Below are 16560 nucleotides of genomic sequence, written 5' to 3'. Positions count from 1 at the left end.
ATGGCGAAGTACAAGACTGTCAATCCCGCGACCGGTGAAACCGTCCGGGAATTCGAGACCTTGGACGATGCAGGAGTGGAGTCGGCGCTCGCACGCGCCCACAGCGGATACCTGAGCTGGCGGACGACCCCCGCCGAGGAACGAGCCCGGATTCTGGGCCGCACCGCGGACCTCTACGCCGAGCGCGAGGACGAACTGGCGCGGATGATCGCCCTCGAGATGGGCAAGCCCGTGCGGGAGGCCAAAGGCGAGGTCAAGCTGTCCTCGGCGATCTACCGCTACTACGCCGACAACGGCCCCGCACTGCTGGAGGCGGAACGACTCGACGTGCCCGGCGCCGACGAATCCGTCGTCTACCGCAGGCCGATCGGTGCGCTCGTCGGCGTGATGCCGTGGAACTACCCGTACTACCAGGTCGCCCGCTTCGCGGCACCGAACCTCGTGCTCGGCAACACCGTGCTGCTCAAGCACGCCCCGAACTGTCCGCAGTCGGCGCTGCTCATGGAGGAGATCTTCCGGCAGGCCGGCCTCCCGGAGGACGCGTACGTCAACGTGTTCGCCACCAACGAGCAGATCGCCGACATGATCGCGGATCCCCGCGTCCAGGGCGTCTCCCTCACCGGCAGTGAACGGGCCGGGATCAGCGTCGCCGAGACGGCGGGCCGCAACCTCAAGAAGGTCGTCCTCGAACTCGGTGGCTCCGACGTATTCGTCGTCCTCGACACCGAGGACATGGACGCCACCGTCAAGACGGCGACCCGGGCCCGCCTGTCCAATGCCGGCCAGGCCTGCAACTCGCCGAAGCGCTTCATCGTGACGGAACCGAACTACGACGAGTTCGTCGCGAAGCTCGCCGAGTCGTTCAAGGCCACACCGACGGGCGATCCGCTCGACGCCAAGACCGTTCTCGGGCCGCTGTCCTCGCAGACCGCCGCGGATTCCCTGATCGAGCAGATCGAGGACGCCGTCGCCAAGGGCGCGACGCTCCTCGCGGGCGGCAAGAAGATCGACGGCCCCGGCTCCTACGTCGAACCGACGCTGCTCGTCGACGTGACTCCCGAGATGCGCGCGTACAGCGAGGAACTGTTCGGGCCGGTCGGCGTCGTCTACAAGGTCGCGACCGCCGACGAGGCCGTCGAACTCGCCAACTCTTCCGCCTACGGTCTCAGCGGTTCGGTGTGGAGCACCGACCTCGACGGGGCCCGCGAGGTCGCCGACCGACTCGACGTCGGGATGGCGTACGTCAACGAACACGGGACGACGCTCCCCGGGTTGCCGTTCGGCGGCGTCAAACGCTCCGGCGTCGGCCGTGAACTCGGTCCGTGGGGGATGGACGAGTTCGTCAACAAGAAGCTGGTCCGCGTCTCGAAGAAGTGACCGCCTCGCCACCGTGCCCGGCGCCGACGCCGGCGCCGGGCACGGTTGGTAGCGTTTCGGGCGTGGCAACTACACACGGTTCGCGGGCGTCGCTCGAAAAGGATCCGCACGAGGTCGCGTCGATGTTCGACGGCGTCGCGAAGCGCTACGACCTCACCAACACGATCCTGTCGTTCGGCCAGGATCGCAGTTGGCGCAAGGCGACGCGGTCGGCTCTCGCCCTGAAGCCGGGGGAGCGGGTCCTCGACCTCGCCGCCGGGACCGGCGTGTCGACCGTCGAACTCGGACGGTCGGGCGCCTGGTGTGTGGCCACCGATTTCTCCAAGGGGATGCTGCAGGCAGGCAGCGGCCGCCGGGTGCCGATGGTCGCGGGCGACGCGATGCACCTGCCCTACGCCGACGCCGTGTTCGACGCCGCCACCATCTCCTTCGGGCTGCGCAACGTCTCCGACTTCGACGCCGGTCTCCGCGAGATCGCACGGGTCACCAAGCCCGGTGGGCGCCTCGTCGTGAGCGAGTTCTCGACGCCGGTGTTCGGGCCGTTCCGCACGGTCTACATGGAGTACCTGATGAAGGCGCTGCCGCGGGTCGCGCGCGCCGTCAGCAGTAACCCCGACGCCTACGTGTACCTCGCCGAGTCCATCCGCGCCTGGCCCACCCAGCAGGAACTCGCGCTGCGCATCGAGGCGGCCGGGTGGCGAAACGTGCAGTGGCGCAACCTCACCGGCGGTGTGGTCGCCCTGCACCGCGCCATCCGCTGACCGTCAGCCGAACAGCGGTCGCGAGTCGACCTTCTGCGACACCAGGCCGGACGCCCGCCACGCGCGGGCGGTGAGGTCGCTGTCCTCCTCGGTGACGAGGTTGCCCATGACACGCACTGCGACGGTCATCAGCGCGCGGGAGCGCATCGCCACCGGGCCCGACGCGGGCAGGACCCGCGGCACGGTCAGCAGACCGGCGAGGCGCCGTGCCACGGAGAACGCCCGGCCGTACCGCTCCCGCAGGATCGACGGCCACAGCTGCGTCAGGTCGTCGGCGTCGAGGATCTCCGCGACGAGGCGCCCGCCTTCGAGCCCGTAGTCGATGCCCTCGCCGTTCAGCGGATTCACACACGCCGCCGCGTCGCCGATGATCGCCCAGTTCCGGCCCGCGATGTGCGACACCGCACCGCCCATCGGCAGCAACGCCGACGCGACGGCCCGCAGTTCCCCGTCCCAGTTCCACTCGTCGCGGCGCTGCGCCGTGTACAGGTCCAGGAGGGGGCGCAGCGCGCCGGGGGCCGGACGTTTGGCGGTGGCCAGGGTGCCGACGCCGATGTTCACCTCGCCGGTGCCGAGGGGGAACACCCAGCCGTAGCCCGACTGCAGCGTCCCGGCGGCGTCTCGCAGTTCGAGGTGGGACGTGATCCACGGGTCGGCGCTGCGGTCGGTGGCGATGTAGGCGCGGGCGGCCACACCGTATGCCGTGTCCCGGTGCCATTCGCGCCCCAGCTGCTTGCCGAGCGTGGAGCGGACGCCGTCGGCGACGATCAGCGTCCGGCAGCCGACGGTGTGGGTGCCGTCGGACGTCTTCAGGGTCACCGCCGTCACCCGGTCGCCGCTGCGTTCGACGCCGGTCGCCTTGGCGCCCTGCACCATGACGGCGCCGGCATCGACGGCGGTCGCGCGGATCCGGTCGTCCAGCTCTGTGCGGGCCACGGCGCTGCCGACGGCCGGGAACGACCTGCCGGGCCACTCGAGTTCGAGTTCCTGCCCGAACCCGCTGAGCCTGAGCCCGCGATTGGTGCCCTTCGATCGCACCCAGTCGCCGAGGCCGAGATGATCGAGCTCGGCGACGGCTCGGGGGGTGAGTCCGTCGCCACACGTCTTGTCGCGGGGAAACACCGCCGCGTCGGCGAGGACCACGTCACGCCCCGCACGCGCCGCCCAGGCGGCGGCCGAGGACCCGGCCGGACCAGCACCGATGACGAGGACGTCGGTGGCGGTGGGAAGCGGGGATCCCGCGGGCGACTGTTCTGCTGCGACCACGCCTACATCCTGTCAGGCTTCGCTACACGACCGCGGCGAGGCCGACGGGCGGCGGAACCGCTAGGTTCACTACCGTGGTAGCCGAGCCGCCACCGACGGCGCGGAGCCGAGCCGTCACTGACGACAGGAATGGGTACTGAGAACGTGAGCACCGAGGGCGCAGCACACACCGCTGCCGACGCTGTAGTGGGCACTACGGTCGCCGGGATCGATCTCGGCGACCCGCAGCTCGCCGCCACGGTCCGTGAAGGACTGAAGCAAGTCGAGGAACTGCTGGTCAGTGAACTCTCCGACGGGGAGGATTTCCTGACGGAGGCGGCGTTGCATCTCGCGAAGGCGGGCGGCAAGCGTTTCCGCCCCCTCTTCACGGTGCTCACCGCCCAGCTCGGACCGAAGGCCTCCGACCCGTCGGTGGTCACGGCGGCCACCGTCGTCGAACTGGTCCACCTCGCCACGCTTTACCACGACGACGTGATGGACGAGGCCTCGATGCGCCGCGGTGCGCCCAGCGCGAACTCGCGGTGGGGCAACAGCGTCGCCATCCTCGCCGGCGACTACCTGTTCGCCCACGCGTCGCGTCTCGTGTCGACCCTCGGCCCCGAGGCGGTGCGCATCATCGCCGAGACATTCGCCGAACTCGTGACCGGCCAGATGCGCGAGACGATCGGGCTCCGCAACGAGCAGGATCCGGTCGAGCACTATCTCAAGGTGGTCTGGGAGAAGACCGGTTCGCTGATTGCGGCGTGCGGGCGCTTCGGCGGCACGTTCTCCGGTGCGGACGCCGATCACGTGAAGCGGCTCGAACGGCTCGGTGACGCCGTGGGCACCGCCTTCCAGATCTCCGACGACATCATCGACATCTCCTCGGTCTCCGCGCAGTCCGGCAAGACCCCCGGAACCGACCTGCGTGAGGGCGTGCACACGCTGCCCGTCCTGTACGCGCTGCGCGACGAGGGTCCCGAGGCCGACCGCCTGCGCGTGCTCCTCGACGGTCCGGTCACGGACGACGACGACGTCGCGGAGGCGCTCGCGCTCCTCGAACGCTCACCCGGCATGGCCGCCGCCAAGGCGAAGCTCGAGGAGTTCGCGGTGCAGGCCCGTGCCCAGCTCGCGGAATTGCCGCAGGGCCCCGCCAACGACGCCCTCGTGAAGCTCGTCGATTACACGATCGAGCGCGTCGGCTGAGCCGTATCGTCAGTATCCGGACTCGTCTTCACCCGATCTCGTTCGCCGAACGGGAACCGTCCCGCCACCGTGTTTCGTTGAATGATCAAGATCTCGAAACTCGGACGACCGTGATCGGGTGACAACGACAAGGAAGGCGTGACGTGCGCTACGCAAACGGGGCGAAGACTCTGGTTCTGTTGGTCGGCATGTCGGCGCTGATCGTGTTCATCGGTGCCCTGTTCCGCAACCCGACCATCCTGCTGCTGGCCATCGTGTTCGCAGTCGGCATGAATGCGTACGTGTTCTTCAACAGCGACAAGATGGCGCTCAAGGCCATGCACGCCCAGCCGATCACCGAGGTGCAGGCGCCGGTCATCTACCGCATCGTCCGGGAACTGGCGACCACCGCGCACCAGCCGATGCCGCGGCTCTACATCAGCCCCACCAGCGCGCCCAACGCGTTCGCCACCGGGCGCAGCCCCCGCCACGCGGCGGTCTGCTGCACCAGCGGCATCCTGCAGATCCTCGACGAGCGGGAGCTCCGGGCCGTGCTCGGGCACGAGCTGTCGCACGTCTACAACCGCGACATCCTGATCTCGTCGGTCGCGGGCGCGATGGCGGCCGTCGTGTCGGGACTCGCGAACTTCGCCATGTTCGCCAACATGTTCGGCGGACGCGGCGGGGGACAGGGCGCGAACCCGATCGCGCTGCTCCTGGTGTCGTTGCTGGGGCCCATCGCCGCGACCGTCGTCAAGCTCGCGGTGTCGCGGTCCCGGGAGTTCCAGGCAGACCAGTCGGGCGCCGAACTCACCGGCGACCCCCTGGCGCTCGCGTCGGCGCTACGAAAACTGGAACGTGGCACTCAGGCCGCGCCGTTGCCGCCCGAGCCTCAGCTCGCCGCGCAGTCGCACCTGATGATCGCCAACCCGTTCCGCACCGGCGAGAAGATGAGCCGGATGTTCTCCACCCACCCGCCGATGGCCGAGCGGATCGAGCGCCTCGAGCGCATGGCAGGCAGATAGGCGGCTTCGCCGCCCGTGAGTGGTTGACGAGTCCCTGCACTCGTCAACCACTCACGGGCGCGCAGCGCTACCGGTAGTTCACGAACTGCAGCGCGATCCCGAAGTCCTCACCCTTCAGCAGGGAGATGACGGCTTGCAGGTCGTCGCGCTTCTTGCTGCTCACGCGCAGCTCGTCACCCTGGATCTGCGCCTTGACGCCCTTGGGGCCCTCGTCGCGGATCTTCTTGGTGATCTTCTTGGCGTTCTCCGTGGTGATGCCCTGGACGAGGCTGCCGGACAGCTTGTAGATCTTTCCGGACTGCGCCGGCTCGCCCGCGTCGAACGCCTTCAGGGAGATGTCACGACGGATCAGCTTCTCCTTGAAGACGTCCAGAGCGGCGAGCAGTCGCTCCTCCGTGTCGGCCGTCAGGGTGATGGTTTCCTCGCCGGACCATTCGATCGATGCTCCCGTGTTCCGGAAGTCGAACCGGGTCGACAGTTCTTTGCCGGCCTGATGCAGGGCGTTGTCCACCTCTTGACGCTCGACCTTGCTCACCACATCGAAGGACGAATCAGCCACTTCACACTCCCGGTTTCGTCTGGTTCTCCCCGCCGCGACCCGGTCGGGGGCCCGCCGAATACCGGCGAGCAGATTCGACGCTATCGGTTCGCAACCGCCCGTATCCACCCGGTTTGCAAAACGGGGGGCCGTTCGTTGTATTCTTCTTTCCGCAGCGGAGAGCGATTTCCCACAGATTTCGCGCTCCTCGTGCAACCCCGGCAGATTGCCCGAGCGGCCAATGGGAGCGGACTGTAAATCCGTCGGCTTATGCCTACGTAGGTTCGAATCCTACATCTGCCACACACAGAACCCCGGTGAGCGACAGCTCACCGGGGTTCTGTCGTTCGTGGGAGAGGCCGGGCCGGGTCTGCCGACCGGGCCCGGAGCGGGCCGGAGACGCGTAGTGTCGGGTGCAGCGGCGCACGAAAGCCGCTGACCAGCCAATTTGTTTCTGGTCGGGACTTCTGTGTAATCTCGTCAAGGCTTCAGCGCGCAGCGATGTGCGAGCGAAGCACGCCCCCTTAGCTCAGTCGGCAGAGCGTTTCCATGGTAAGGAAAAGGTCAACGGTTCGATTCCGTTAGGGGGCTCGCTGGATTGAAGTGGAGCGCCTGGTGCGCGACACTCGACACCGAGGCGGTGTAGCTCAGTTGGTAGAGCAAACGACTCATAATCGTTGCGTCGCCGGTTCAAGTCCGGTCACCGCTACACAATATGCATGATCCACCCTGATTGTTCGTAATCAGATTCACCCGAAAGAAGGCATCCCGTGGCCTCCTCGACTGACGTTCGGCCCAAGATCACTTTGGCCTGCGAGGTATGCAAGCACCGCAACTACATCACCAAGAAGAATCGGCGTAACGACCCCGATCGCCTGGAGATCAAGAAGTTCTGCCCGAACTGCGGAACTCACCAGTCGCATCGCGAGTCCAAGTAACACGGTCCGGACAAGGACTGCGTTCGCGAAGGGAGTCCTCTAGGCTGCCCTCACGCGCTGACGTCAAGGGTAGAAGAGGTTCTTTCGCGTGACTGACACTGTGACAGAGACAGAGGCATACGTGCCCGCGGCTGTTCCTGCTGATCCTGCCGCGCACGCACTGGCGATGGTCGGGCACCACTACCGCGTCGACGACTTCTACGAGGTCGGACGCGAGAAGGTGCGCGAGTACGCGCGTGCCGTGCAGGACTGGCACCCCGCTCACCACGACGAGGAAGCCGCCAAGGGCCTCGGCTACGACGGTCTCCTCGCCCCTCTGACGTTCATCTCGCTCGTCGGCATCATCGCCCAGGGACGCCTCTTCAAGGAGATCGTCACCGGCTACGACCCGAGTCAGATCCTCCAGACCGACCAGCGGCTCGAGTTCCACAAGCCGATCAAGGTCGGCGACCGGCTGGTCTGCGACGTCTACCTGGAGTCGTTCCGTCAGATGGGTGGCAGCGACATCATCGTCACCAAGAACATCGTCACCGATCAGTACGACGAACTCGTCCAGACCACGTGGACGACGCTCGTCGCGCGTACCGGTGGCGAGGTCGACGAGAACATCGCTCACGCAGTCAAGGACGTGATCATGCATGGCGCTTCGTAAGTTCGAGGACGTCTCGGTGGGTGAGGAACTCCCCGAGCGCATCGTGAAGCTCACGCGTGGCGACCTGGTCAACTACGCGGGCGTGTCCGGCGATCCGAACCCGATCCACTGGAGCGACGAGGTCGTCAAGCTCGCCGGTCTGGACAACGTGATCGCGCACGGAATGCTCACCATGGGTCTCGGCGGCGGTTTCGTCACGTCGTGGCTCGGCGATCCGGGTGCGGTCAAGGAATACAACGTTCGTTTCACGAGCTCGGTCTACGTCCGTGAGGACGAGGCCGCGCAGGTCGAGTACACCGGTAAGGTGAAGTCGCTAGACGAGGAAAGCAAGACAGCAGTAGTCGCGATCGTGGCGCGCTCCGAGGGAAAGAAGATCTTCGGTCGCGCCACCGCAACGGTCCGTCTGGCCTGACAGCCGGGTGGATTGGGTTTGTTCCGGGGCTTTGAAGTACACTGAGATTTCTGGGATTACTCAGCGCTGCGCGCTGCCCTACGGTGCTGTACGGCCGGCAAGGGTGGCGCGCGTGTCATGTAATCACAGAGAGGTCGGTCAAGAATTGGTCCGAGGCTAGATTCGGACCAGGTCTCCCGACCAAAGGGGCGTAGCTCAACTGGCAGAGCAGCGGTCTCCAAAACCGCAGGTTGCAGGTTCAAGTCCTGTCGCCCCTGCCCCCGGATGCCAGCGACTGAGAGGAACGACGTGAGCGAGGAGCGCGCCAAGCGCGACGGCGACACTTCAGGGTCCACGCGCCCGGACGGTGCCGACGACACCGCGGCCGACGCCACCACCACGCGTTCCGCCACTCCCTCGGGAAAGCCCAGCGGTAAGCGCCAGGGCCGTCGCTCTCCGGCAGGCACCGAGATCGCCGCGAGTTCCGTGAAGGCACCGGAACAGTCGAAGCCGGACACGACCACCAAGGTCAAGCCGGCGAAGAAGGATCGCGCCGACAAGCCGCGCAAGGAAAACATCTTCAAGCGCCTGCGCCGGTTCTTCCGCGAGGTCATCGCCGAGCTGCGCAAGGTCATCTGGCCCAATCGCAAGCAGATGATCACCTACACCAGCGTCGTCCTGGCATTCGTGGTCTTCATGGTGACGTTCATCGGCGTGTTGGATCTGGCGGTCATCAAAGGCGTCACCTGGTTGTTCGGTTGACGGAATCCGCCCCGGTGGATCCGAAGTATGTGAGTGACGAGAGGAAGCGAGTGCCCCAGTGAGCACCCCCGAGAACGACACGAATGAGGCCTTGGCCGAAGAGCGTGTTTCTGCCGAGGCGGCAGCCGAAGTGGATGTCGAGGCTGCCGACGAGGGCACCGAAGCCGCGGGAATCTTCGGTGACGATGTCGCCGACGACGCCCCGGCCGACGAGATCATCGAGGACGAGGCGCCTGCCGAAGAGGCTGATGCTGCCGAAGAGGCTGTCGACGACGAAGAGGCCGTGACCGCCGAAGAGGCTGTTGCCGCTGAAGAGCCCGAGGATCCCGTTGCGGAACTCAAGGCCGCTCTGCGTCGCGCGCCCGGTGACTGGTACGTCATCCACTCCTACGCGGGCTACGAGAACAAGGTCAAGGCCAACCTCGAGACCCGTGTCCAGAACCTCGACGTCGGCGACTACATCTTCCAGGTGGAAGTTCCCACCGAAGAGGTCACCGAGATCAAGAACGGACAGCGCAAGCAGGTCAACCGCAAGGTTCTGCCCGGCTACATCCTGGTCCGCATGGAACTCAACGACGAGTCCTGGGGAGCCGTGCGCAACACGCCCGGCGTCACCGGGTTCGTCGGTGCGACGTCGCGTCCGTCCCCGCTGACCCTCAACGAGGTGATCAAGTTCCTGCTCCCGCAGCAGGAGCAGAAGAAGCAGGCTGCCGCGGCAACCGTTGCGGCCGGCGAGACCGGCGGAGAAAGCTTCGCGAAGCCGCTCATCGAGGTCGACTTCGAGGTCGGCGAGTCGGTCACCGTCATGGACGGCCCGTTCGCCACGCTGCCCGCCAGCATCAGCGAGGTCAACGCCGAACAGCAAAAGCTCAAGGTCCTGGTCTCGATCTTCGGTCGCGAGACCCCGGTCGAGTTGTCCTTCACGCAGGTCGCGAAGATCTAGCGCCACATACTTGCACTGCAGTAGCAAGAAACACACCGAGCAAGAATTAGGAAATCGAGATGCCCCCCAAGAAGAAGAAGCTCGCAGGGCTCATCAAGCTTCAGATCCAGGCCGGTCAGGCTAACCCTGCACCGCCCGTGGGTCCCGCGCTTGGTCAGCACGGCGTGAACATCATGGAGTTCTGCAAGGCCTACAATGCGGCGACTGAGTCCCAGCGCGGCAACGTGGTGCCGGTCGAGATCTCGGTCTACGAAGACCGGACCTTCGATTTCAAGCTGAAGACCCCTCCGGCTGCCAAGCTGCTGCTCAAGGCTGCAGGCGTGCAGAAGGGCTCCGGCGAGCCGCACAAGACCAAGGTCGCTTCCGTGACCATGGATCAGGTGCGCGAAATCGCGAAGACCAAGCAGGAAGACCTCAACGCGAACGACATCGAGCAGGCCGCGAAGATCATCGCCGGCACCGCACGCTCGATGGGTATCACGGTCGACGGCTGAGTCAGAAAGATCGATTGACGGCACCGCCGTCGTGATCGATTGACGGCACCGCCGTCGAAGAAAGCGTGGGAGGGCCGGCCAGGCCCAGACCACTACTGAACCATTCACCACCGCAGACGAGACACACACTGCGGTGAGAAGTTAGGACAGAAGAAATGGCAAAGCGCAGCAAGGCGTATCTCGCCGCCGCTGAGAAGATCGACTTCGACAAGCTGTACAGCCCGCTGCAGGCTGCGAAGCTGGCGAAGGAGACGTCGTCGAGCAAGATGGACGCGACCGTCGAGGTTGCAGTTCGTCTGGGCGTCGACCCCCGCAAGGCGGACCAGATGGTCCGTGGCACGGTCAACCTGCCGCACGGCACCGGTAAGACCGCCCGCGTCATCGTGTTCGCAGTCGGAGAGAAGGCCGCCGAGGCCGAGGCAGCTGGAGCCGACGCCGTCGGCGCCGAGGACCTCATCGAGCGGATCCAGGGTGGATGGCTCGATTTCGACGCCGCCATCGCGACTCCCGATCAGATGGCCAAGGTCGGCCGCATCGCCCGCGTCCTCGGACCGCGTGGCCTGATGCCGAACCCGAAGACCGGCACCGTGACGGCTGACGTCACGAAGGCCGTCGCGGACATCAAGGGCGGAAAGATCAACTTCCGCGTCGACAAGCAGGCCAACCTGCACTTCGTGATCGGCAAGGCGTCGTTCGACGACGCCAAGCTGGTGGAGAACTACGGCGCCGCGCTGGACGAGATCCTGCGTGCGAAGCCGTCCTCCGCGAAGGGCCGCTACGTCAAGAAGGTCACCGTTTCGACCACCACCGGCCCGGGCATCCCGGTGGACCCGAACCGCACCCGCAACCTTCTCGAGGAAGCCGACGCGTAAGTCTCGCTACACACAGTTCGGCCGGTACGGAAATCTTCCGTACCGGCCGAACTGCTTTTTCCGGGTTCAGTCCTCGTCGACGGTGCCCGGTTCGGTCTTCTTGCGCCACGCCAGCATCACGGAATCCGTGTGGGCCGGCGCCCAGGGCATGAAGATCGCGACGACGACCGCGCAGACCACCACGGCGCCTGCCGCGACGAGCGACGCGGTGTGCGAACCCTGCAGGACCGTCGTCTTCATGGTGAGGATGAGATTCTCACGCTGCTGCTCGAGGAACGGCGGGATCTCCCGCTTGCGGATCTCGAGCACACTCAGGACTGTGGCGCGGGCGAAGCCCTTCTCGTCGTCGTTCATCAATGCCGCCGGAATGCGGTCGAGCAGCGGACTCATCGTCGTCGCGTAGTACGACGCGACGATCGAGCCGAGCACGGCGACCCCGAGCGTTCCGCCGATTTCCCTGGTCGTGTCGTTCACTGCCGACCCCGCTCCGGCCTCGTCGAGGGGGAGTGACGCCATGATCGACTCGGTCGCCGGCCCCTGCACGATGGCCAGGCCCAGCGCCATCGACACCATCGACGGGAGTACATCCGTCAGGTAACTGCTGTCGACGGCGACCTGACCACCGAGATACAGGCCGACCCCGGTGAGGAGGAGACCGAACACGATCACCGGGGTCGTCCCGACCCGCTGCGCCAGCAGTGTGGCGACAGGGGCGCCGACCGCCACCGACACCGCGAACGGCAGCGACGCGACACCGAACTCGAACGGCGTGTACTCGCGGACACCCTGGAAGTACTGCGTGATGAGGAACAGGAAGCCGAACATCGAGAAGTACCCGATGGCGATCGCGAGGGCGGGCAGGGAGAATCGTCGGTTGCGGAACAGCCGTAGGTCGAGGATGGGGTAGTCGGTGCGCAACTCCCAGAAGACGAATCCGGTCAGTACCACGATCGAGAGTGCGACGGCGCCGACGGTGACGGTCGACGTCCACCCGTGGTGTGGGGCTTCGATGATGGCCCACACGAGGAGGGTGATGCCGGTGATCGAGGCGGCGATGCCGAGGAGGTCCATGCGCCCGATGACGGAGGCACGCGATTCAGGCACCAGCACGAGCGTTGCAATCGCCGCGGCTACGGCGATCGGCACATTGATCCAGAAGACGGAGTGCCAGCTGAAGTGCTCGAGCAGCCACCCCCCGGCCATCGGGCCGATGGCGATCGCGAAGCCGGCCATCGCGGTCCAGGCGGCGATGGCCAGCGCTCGTTCCCGCACGTCGGTGAAGATGTTGATGACGAGGGCGAGGGTCGCGGGGAAGACGGCGGCGGCGAAGACACCCATCGCGGCGCGGGCCGCGATGACCTGGCCCAGGCTCTCGGCGTTGGCGCCGGCGATCGACATGACGGCGACGCCGATCAGGCCGATGACCATGACGCGTCGACGCCCGTAGCGGTCGCCGAGGTTGCCGAACGCCAGGAGCAGCCCGGCGAACGTCAGTGTGTAGGCGTCGACGACCCATTGCAGGCCGCTGACGCTGGTGCGGAGTTCGACGCCGATCGAGGGGAGAGCGACGTTGACGATGGTGTTGTCGAGCACGACCAGCAGTTCGGCCAGGCAGATCACGGCGAGCGCGAGGAAGCGGCGCGTCCGGGACCCGGGCACGACGGCCCGGGCTTCGAGGATTGTCATGAGAAAACGCTAGCGCATACCTGTTACGTGACGTAACAGATAATTGGCCGCAACTTCGGTCGGATGGGCCACACCGCCATCCTCGAAGTGATGCAGGTCATGTCGCCCGGTGCGGGTTGGGCTACGATTTGGCGGTTGAGCAGGACATGCCGTAATCTGTCCTGCGGAGTTCGATGCACTATTCGAGCTTCACCCCAAATCATGTTCTACCCAAGACCGTTGGTGATCGCTCCCGCGAGGGTGTGATTGAAAGTCCGGGAATGTCCGGCGGCCCACGCAGGAGGACGAGGTAGGGGGATGCGTTTCGGTCGTGGGCTCGCGCCCTGGCCGAATGGCTTCCTTTCACGCCCCGTGTGCCCTGCACCGGGGCGTTTTGCATGTCGTGGATTGTGTGCTCCGGGATACCCGGCGGTGCGCAGCGGTTCCGAAGTGGGATAACGACTGTCATGAGAGGAGGCGAAGTATGGCAAAGCCTGAGAAGGTTTCCGCAGTTGCGGAGATCACCGAGCAGTTCAAGGGTTCGACCGCTGCTGTGATCACGGAATACCGTGGTCTGACGGTGGGCAACATCACGACACTGCGACGCGCTCTCGGAGAAGGTGCCACCTACTCCGTCGCCAAGAACACCCTGGTCAAGCGTGCCGCTGCTGAGGCGGGCGTCGAGGGCCTTGATGACCTTTTCGTCGGTCCGACCGCCATTGCATTCATCAAGGGCGAGCCCGTCGATGCTGCGAAGGCTCTGAAGAACTTCGCTAAGGACAACAAGGCGCTCATCATCAAGGGCGGCTACATGGACGGCGCTGCGCTGTCCGTGGACGAGGTCAACAAGATCGCGGACCTCGAGTCCCGCGAGATCCTGTTGGCCAAGCTTGCCGGCGCGATGAAGGGCAACTTGGCAAAGGCCGCAGGCCTGTTCAACGCTCCTGCTTCGCAGGTGGCCCGTCTGGCCGCTGCTCTGCAGGAAAAGAAGGCCGCAGAAGGCGGAGCTGCCGAAGCTCCCGCCGAGGCTGCAGCCGAAAGCTGATCCGCACCCGCGCATCACTGCTATAACCCAGCCCGGTCGCGGATCAGCGACATGGGACTTACAGGAAGGACCGCCACAATGGCGAAGCTCAGCACCGAAGAGTTGTTGGACCAGTTCAAGGAGCTCACCCTCCTCGAGCTCTCGGAGTTCGTGAAGGCATTCGAGGAGACCTTCGAGGTCACCGCCGCTGCCCCGGTCGCCGTTGCCGCTGCAGGCGGAGCACCGGCTGCCGCCGAGGCTGCTGAGGAGCAGGACGAGTTCGACGTCGTTCTCGAGTCGGCCGGCGACAAGAAGATCCAGGTCATCAAGGTCGTCCGTGAGGTCGTTTCCGGCCTCGGCCTGAAGGAAGCCAAGGACCTCGTCGAGGGTGCTCCGAAGGCCATCCTGGAGAAGGTTGCCAAGGACGCGGCCGACGCCGCCAAGGAGAAGCTCGAGGCTGCCGGCGCGAAGATCACCGTCAAGTAAGACGGTCTCACCCGCGCTGCTCACTGAGCAGACGAAGAGGGCCACTCCCCATCCGTGGGGAGTGGCCCTCTTTTTGCGTCCGCGGGCGGCTTCGGAGTGTCGAGATTCCTGGCCGAAAGCTGGACGCGCGACCAGAAATTTCGCTACCGTTATCCCAGTTCAGGCACGTTGTTTTGCATAGTGGGACCCGCTGTTGGCATGCTTCCTTACTCATGAGTAGCATCCCTTGTCACAGGTAACACGTCGATGCGATAGAGTGACGCAACCCACACGGGGTGAGTGCATCGAACGGTCGCGGAGGTAATGGTGGGAGTCGAGGTAGCCGTCGAGGGACTGACCAAGTCGTTCGGCTCGCAGAGGATCTGGCAGGACGTCACGTTGACCCTTCCGGCCGGTGAGGTCAGTGCGTTGCTGGGCCCGTCGGGCACGGGTAAGTCTGTTTTCTTGAAGTCGCTGATCGGTCTGCTCCGTCCGGAGCAGGGGTCGATCGTGATCGACGGCACCAACATTCTGGAGTGCTCGTCGAAGGAGCTGTACGAGATCCGGAAGTTGTTCGGGGTGCTGTTCCAGGACGGTGCGTTGTTCGGGTCGATGAACCTGTTCGACAACGTGGCGTTCCCGTTGCGCGAGCACACCAAGAAGTCCGAGTCCGAGATCCGCAAGATCGTGATGGAGAAGATGGAACTGGTCGGTCTGCTCGGGGCCGAGGACAAGCTGCCCGGGGAGATCTCCGGTGGTATGCGTAAGCGTGCGGGGCTGGCGCGGGCGTTGGTGCTGGATCCGCAGATCATTCTGGTCGACGAGCCGGACTCGGGTCTGGATCCGGTGCGCACCACTTACATTTCGCAGACGTTGATCGACATCAATGCGGAGATCGATGCGACGATTCTGATCGTGTCGCACAACATCAATCTGGCGCGGACGGTGCCGGACAACATCGGGATGTTGTTCCGCCGGCATCTGGTGATGTTCGGTCCGCGGGAAGTGTTGCTGACCAGCGAGGAGCCGGTGGTCAAGCAGTTCCTGAACGGCACGATGATCGGTCCGATCGGGATGTCGGAGGAGAAGGACGAGGCGCAGATGGCGCAGGAGCAGGCGATGGTCGATGCGGGGCATCATGCCGGTGGTGTCGACGATGTCGAGGGGATTGTTCCGCAGATGAAGGCGACGCCGGGGATGCCGTTCCGGCAGGCCGTGGCCCGCCGGCAGGAACGGGTCCGGCACATCATGCACACGTTGCCGGAGAACGCCCAGATCGCGATCCAGGAAAGCCTCGACGAGACCTCCGGCGGAAACGGCGGCGGCGGTTACGACTACGCATACAGCCAGGAAGACACACAGGTCATCCCCGCATACCGGGGCGAAGGATACGAAAACACCACTCACGGGCAAGGGTAGGCATATCGGATGGGGGTTACCCGCAGCTCGGTCTTGCGGCCGGTCAACGGTGCGCTGACGCAGGCCGGAAACATCGTCGAGCTCTTCGTCGACGTCGCACGAAACACGTTCAAACGGCCGTTCCAGTTCCGCGAGTTCATCGAACAGGCCTGGTTCATCGCCAGCGTCACGATCCTGCCCACGGCCATGGTCGCGATTCCGTTCGGCGCAGTGGTGTCACTGCAGACCGGATCGCTCATCAAACAGCTCGGTGCAGAGTCGTTCACGGGAGCGGCCAGCGTGCTCGCCGTCATCCAGCAGGGTTCCCCGCTGGTGACGGCACTACTGGTGGCCGGAGCTGCGGGCTCGGCTGTAACGGCGGATCTCGGTGCGCGGACGATCCGCGAAGAGATCGACGCCATGGAAGTGCTCGGCATCAACCCGATTCAGCGACTCGTCGTGCCCCGGGTGCTCGCCATGGTGCTCGTCGCGATCCTGCTCAACGGCCTGGTGTCCGTCGTCGGCATCGCGGGTGGCTACTTCTTCAACGTCATTCTCCAAGGGGGTAATCCCGGTGCGTACCTGGCATCGTTCTCGGCCTTCGCGCAGCTTCCCGACATCTGGGTCGGCGAGCTCAAGGCGGCCGTCTTCGGTGTCATCGCCGGTGTCATCGCCGCGTACAAGGGGCTCCATCCGAAGGGTGGACCCAAGGGCGTCGGTGACGCGGTGAACCAATCGGTGGTGATCACGTTCCTGCTGTTGTTCTTCGCGAACCTGATCCTGACCATGGTGTACCTCCAGATCGTTCCGGCGAAGGGATCGTGA

General features: G+C 65.3%; 18 protein-coding genes and 4 tRNA genes. 19 read left to right on the top strand and 3 right to left on the bottom strand.

Translation table 11 applies throughout. The features are described from left to right. Positions 1 to 1377 carry an NAD-dependent succinate-semialdehyde dehydrogenase gene (locus I1A62_RS16710; protein ID WP_124395076.1) on the top strand — a complete coding sequence of 459 codons (1377 nt, stop codon included), beginning with the start codon at positions 1 to 3 and terminating at the stop codon, positions 1375 to 1377. A gap of 62 nt (positions 1378 to 1439) precedes the next feature. Beyond that, a complete protein-coding gene (locus I1A62_RS16705; RefSeq protein ID WP_219459209.1) occupies positions 1440 to 2138 on the top strand; it encodes a demethylmenaquinone methyltransferase in 699 nt (232 codons plus the stop codon). 3 nt (positions 2139 to 2141) lie between these two features. Here the strand turns inward: I1A62_RS16705 and I1A62_RS16700 are convergent, their stop codons facing one another. Beyond that, the gene (locus I1A62_RS16700; RefSeq protein ID WP_219459208.1) at positions 2142 to 3404 is read right to left on the bottom strand and encodes a geranylgeranyl reductase family protein; all 1263 of its coding nucleotides are present in this window, start codon (positions 3402 to 3404) and stop codon (positions 2142 to 2144) included. Between the two features lie 129 nt (positions 3405 to 3533). Between I1A62_RS16700 and I1A62_RS16695 the strand changes: the two genes are divergently transcribed. Together I1A62_RS16695 and htpX are read left to right on the top strand one after the other, a co-directional pair. Further along, positions 3534 to 4589 (top strand): polyprenyl synthetase family protein, encoded by a 1056-nt coding sequence (locus tag I1A62_RS16695; RefSeq protein WP_124395073.1) that lies wholly within the window; start codon positions 3534 to 3536, stop codon positions 4587 to 4589. A 143-nt stretch (positions 4590 to 4732) separates the two neighbouring features. Continuing rightward, positions 4733 to 5593, top strand: coding sequence for a zinc metalloprotease HtpX (gene htpX, locus I1A62_RS16690; RefSeq protein WP_072940014.1), 861 nt, complete (start codon positions 4733 to 4735; stop codon positions 5591 to 5593). 67 nt (positions 5594 to 5660) lie between these two features. On the opposite strand, the gene I1A62_RS16685 is transcribed toward htpX, so the two are convergent. Further along, entirely contained in the window at positions 5661 to 6152 is a 492-nt protein-coding gene (locus I1A62_RS16685) for a YajQ family cyclic di-GMP-binding protein (protein ID WP_007298080.1), read from the bottom strand. A gap of 199 nt (positions 6153 to 6351) precedes the next feature. On the opposite strand from I1A62_RS16685, the gene I1A62_RS16680 reads away from it, so the two are divergent. The 11 genes from I1A62_RS16680 to rplA all read left to right on the top strand — a co-directional run bounded on the left by I1A62_RS16680 (position 6352) and on the right by rplA (position 11183). Beyond that, positions 6352 to 6434 (top strand) — tRNA-Tyr (locus tag I1A62_RS16680). Positions 6435 to 6649: 215 nt separating this feature from the next. Beyond that, a tRNA-Thr gene (locus I1A62_RS16675) sits at positions 6650 to 6722 on the top strand. A gap of 45 nt (positions 6723 to 6767) precedes the next feature. Beyond that, a tRNA-Met gene (locus I1A62_RS16670) sits at positions 6768 to 6840 on the top strand. Positions 6841 to 6901: 61 nt separating this feature from the next. Then, the gene (gene rpmG, locus I1A62_RS16665; RefSeq protein ID WP_005252089.1) at positions 6902 to 7069 is read left to right on the top strand and encodes a 50S ribosomal protein L33; all 168 of its coding nucleotides are present in this window, start codon (positions 6902 to 6904) and stop codon (positions 7067 to 7069) included. 88 nt (positions 7070 to 7157) lie between these two features. Then, on the top strand, positions 7158 to 7721 hold the full coding sequence (hadA, locus tag I1A62_RS16660; protein ID WP_043824409.1) for a (3R)-hydroxyacyl-ACP dehydratase subunit HadA: 564 nt from the start codon (positions 7158 to 7160) through the stop codon (positions 7719 to 7721). Then, positions 7708 to 8133 carry a (3R)-hydroxyacyl-ACP dehydratase subunit HadB gene (gene hadB / locus I1A62_RS16655; protein WP_005252091.1) on the top strand — a complete coding sequence of 142 codons (426 nt, stop codon included), beginning with the start codon at positions 7708 to 7710 and terminating at the stop codon, positions 8131 to 8133. The genes hadA and hadB overlap by 14 nt, the downstream gene beginning before the upstream one ends. Before the next feature lie 184 nt (positions 8134 to 8317). Further along, positions 8318 to 8390 (top strand) — tRNA-Trp (locus tag I1A62_RS16650). A gap of 31 nt (positions 8391 to 8421) precedes the next feature. Next, on the top strand, positions 8422 to 8874 hold the full coding sequence (gene secE, locus I1A62_RS16645) for a preprotein translocase subunit SecE (RefSeq protein ID WP_192582063.1): 453 nt from the start codon (positions 8422 to 8424) through the stop codon (positions 8872 to 8874). Between the two features lie 58 nt (positions 8875 to 8932). After that, positions 8933 to 9817, top strand: coding sequence for a transcription termination/antitermination protein NusG (gene nusG, locus I1A62_RS16640; RefSeq protein WP_124395070.1), 885 nt, complete (start codon positions 8933 to 8935; stop codon positions 9815 to 9817). Positions 9818 to 9876: 59 nt separating this feature from the next. Further along, entirely contained in the window at positions 9877 to 10311 is a 435-nt protein-coding gene (gene rplK / locus I1A62_RS16635; protein ID WP_005252095.1) for a 50S ribosomal protein L11, read from the top strand. A 155-nt stretch (positions 10312 to 10466) separates the two neighbouring features. After that, positions 10467 to 11183: a 50S ribosomal protein L1 gene (gene rplA / locus I1A62_RS16630; protein ID WP_087561603.1), complete on the top strand. Its 717-nt coding sequence runs from the start codon at positions 10467 to 10469 to the stop codon at positions 11181 to 11183. Positions 11184 to 11249: 66 nt separating this feature from the next. Here rplA and I1A62_RS16625 read toward each other — a convergent pair whose 3' ends face one another. Further along, entirely contained in the window at positions 11250 to 12869 is a 1620-nt protein-coding gene (locus I1A62_RS16625; RefSeq protein ID WP_219459207.1) for an MFS transporter, read from the bottom strand. A gap of 463 nt (positions 12870 to 13332) precedes the next feature. Here I1A62_RS16625 and rplJ point away from each other — a divergent pair, with 463 nt between their 5' ends. From rplJ to I1A62_RS16605, 4 genes are all read left to right on the top strand, one after another. Next, positions 13333 to 13893 (top strand): 50S ribosomal protein L10, encoded by a 561-nt coding sequence (gene rplJ / locus I1A62_RS16620; RefSeq protein WP_005252102.1) that lies wholly within the window; start codon positions 13333 to 13335, stop codon positions 13891 to 13893. A gap of 78 nt (positions 13894 to 13971) precedes the next feature. Next, positions 13972 to 14358 (top strand): 50S ribosomal protein L7/L12, encoded by a 387-nt coding sequence (gene rplL / locus I1A62_RS16615; RefSeq protein WP_005252104.1) that lies wholly within the window; start codon positions 13972 to 13974, stop codon positions 14356 to 14358. A 303-nt stretch (positions 14359 to 14661) separates the two neighbouring features. Further along, complete coding sequence (locus tag I1A62_RS16610) at positions 14662 to 15756, top strand: ABC transporter ATP-binding protein (RefSeq protein ID WP_308340765.1); 1095 nt, start codon at positions 14662 to 14664, stop codon at positions 15754 to 15756. 9 nt (positions 15757 to 15765) lie between these two features. Then, positions 15766 to 16560, top strand: coding sequence for an ABC transporter permease (locus I1A62_RS16605; protein ID WP_005252107.1), 795 nt, complete (start codon positions 15766 to 15768; stop codon positions 16558 to 16560).

The organism is Rhodococcus sp. USK10 (assembly GCF_019378875.1).
In the GTDB taxonomy this organism is placed as follows: domain Bacteria; phylum Actinomycetota; class Actinomycetes; order Mycobacteriales; family Mycobacteriaceae; genus Rhodococcus_F; species Rhodococcus_F pseudokoreensis.
Note: the sequence above shows the minus strand (reverse complement) of the source record. Positions and strands in the feature narration are given on the sequence as shown.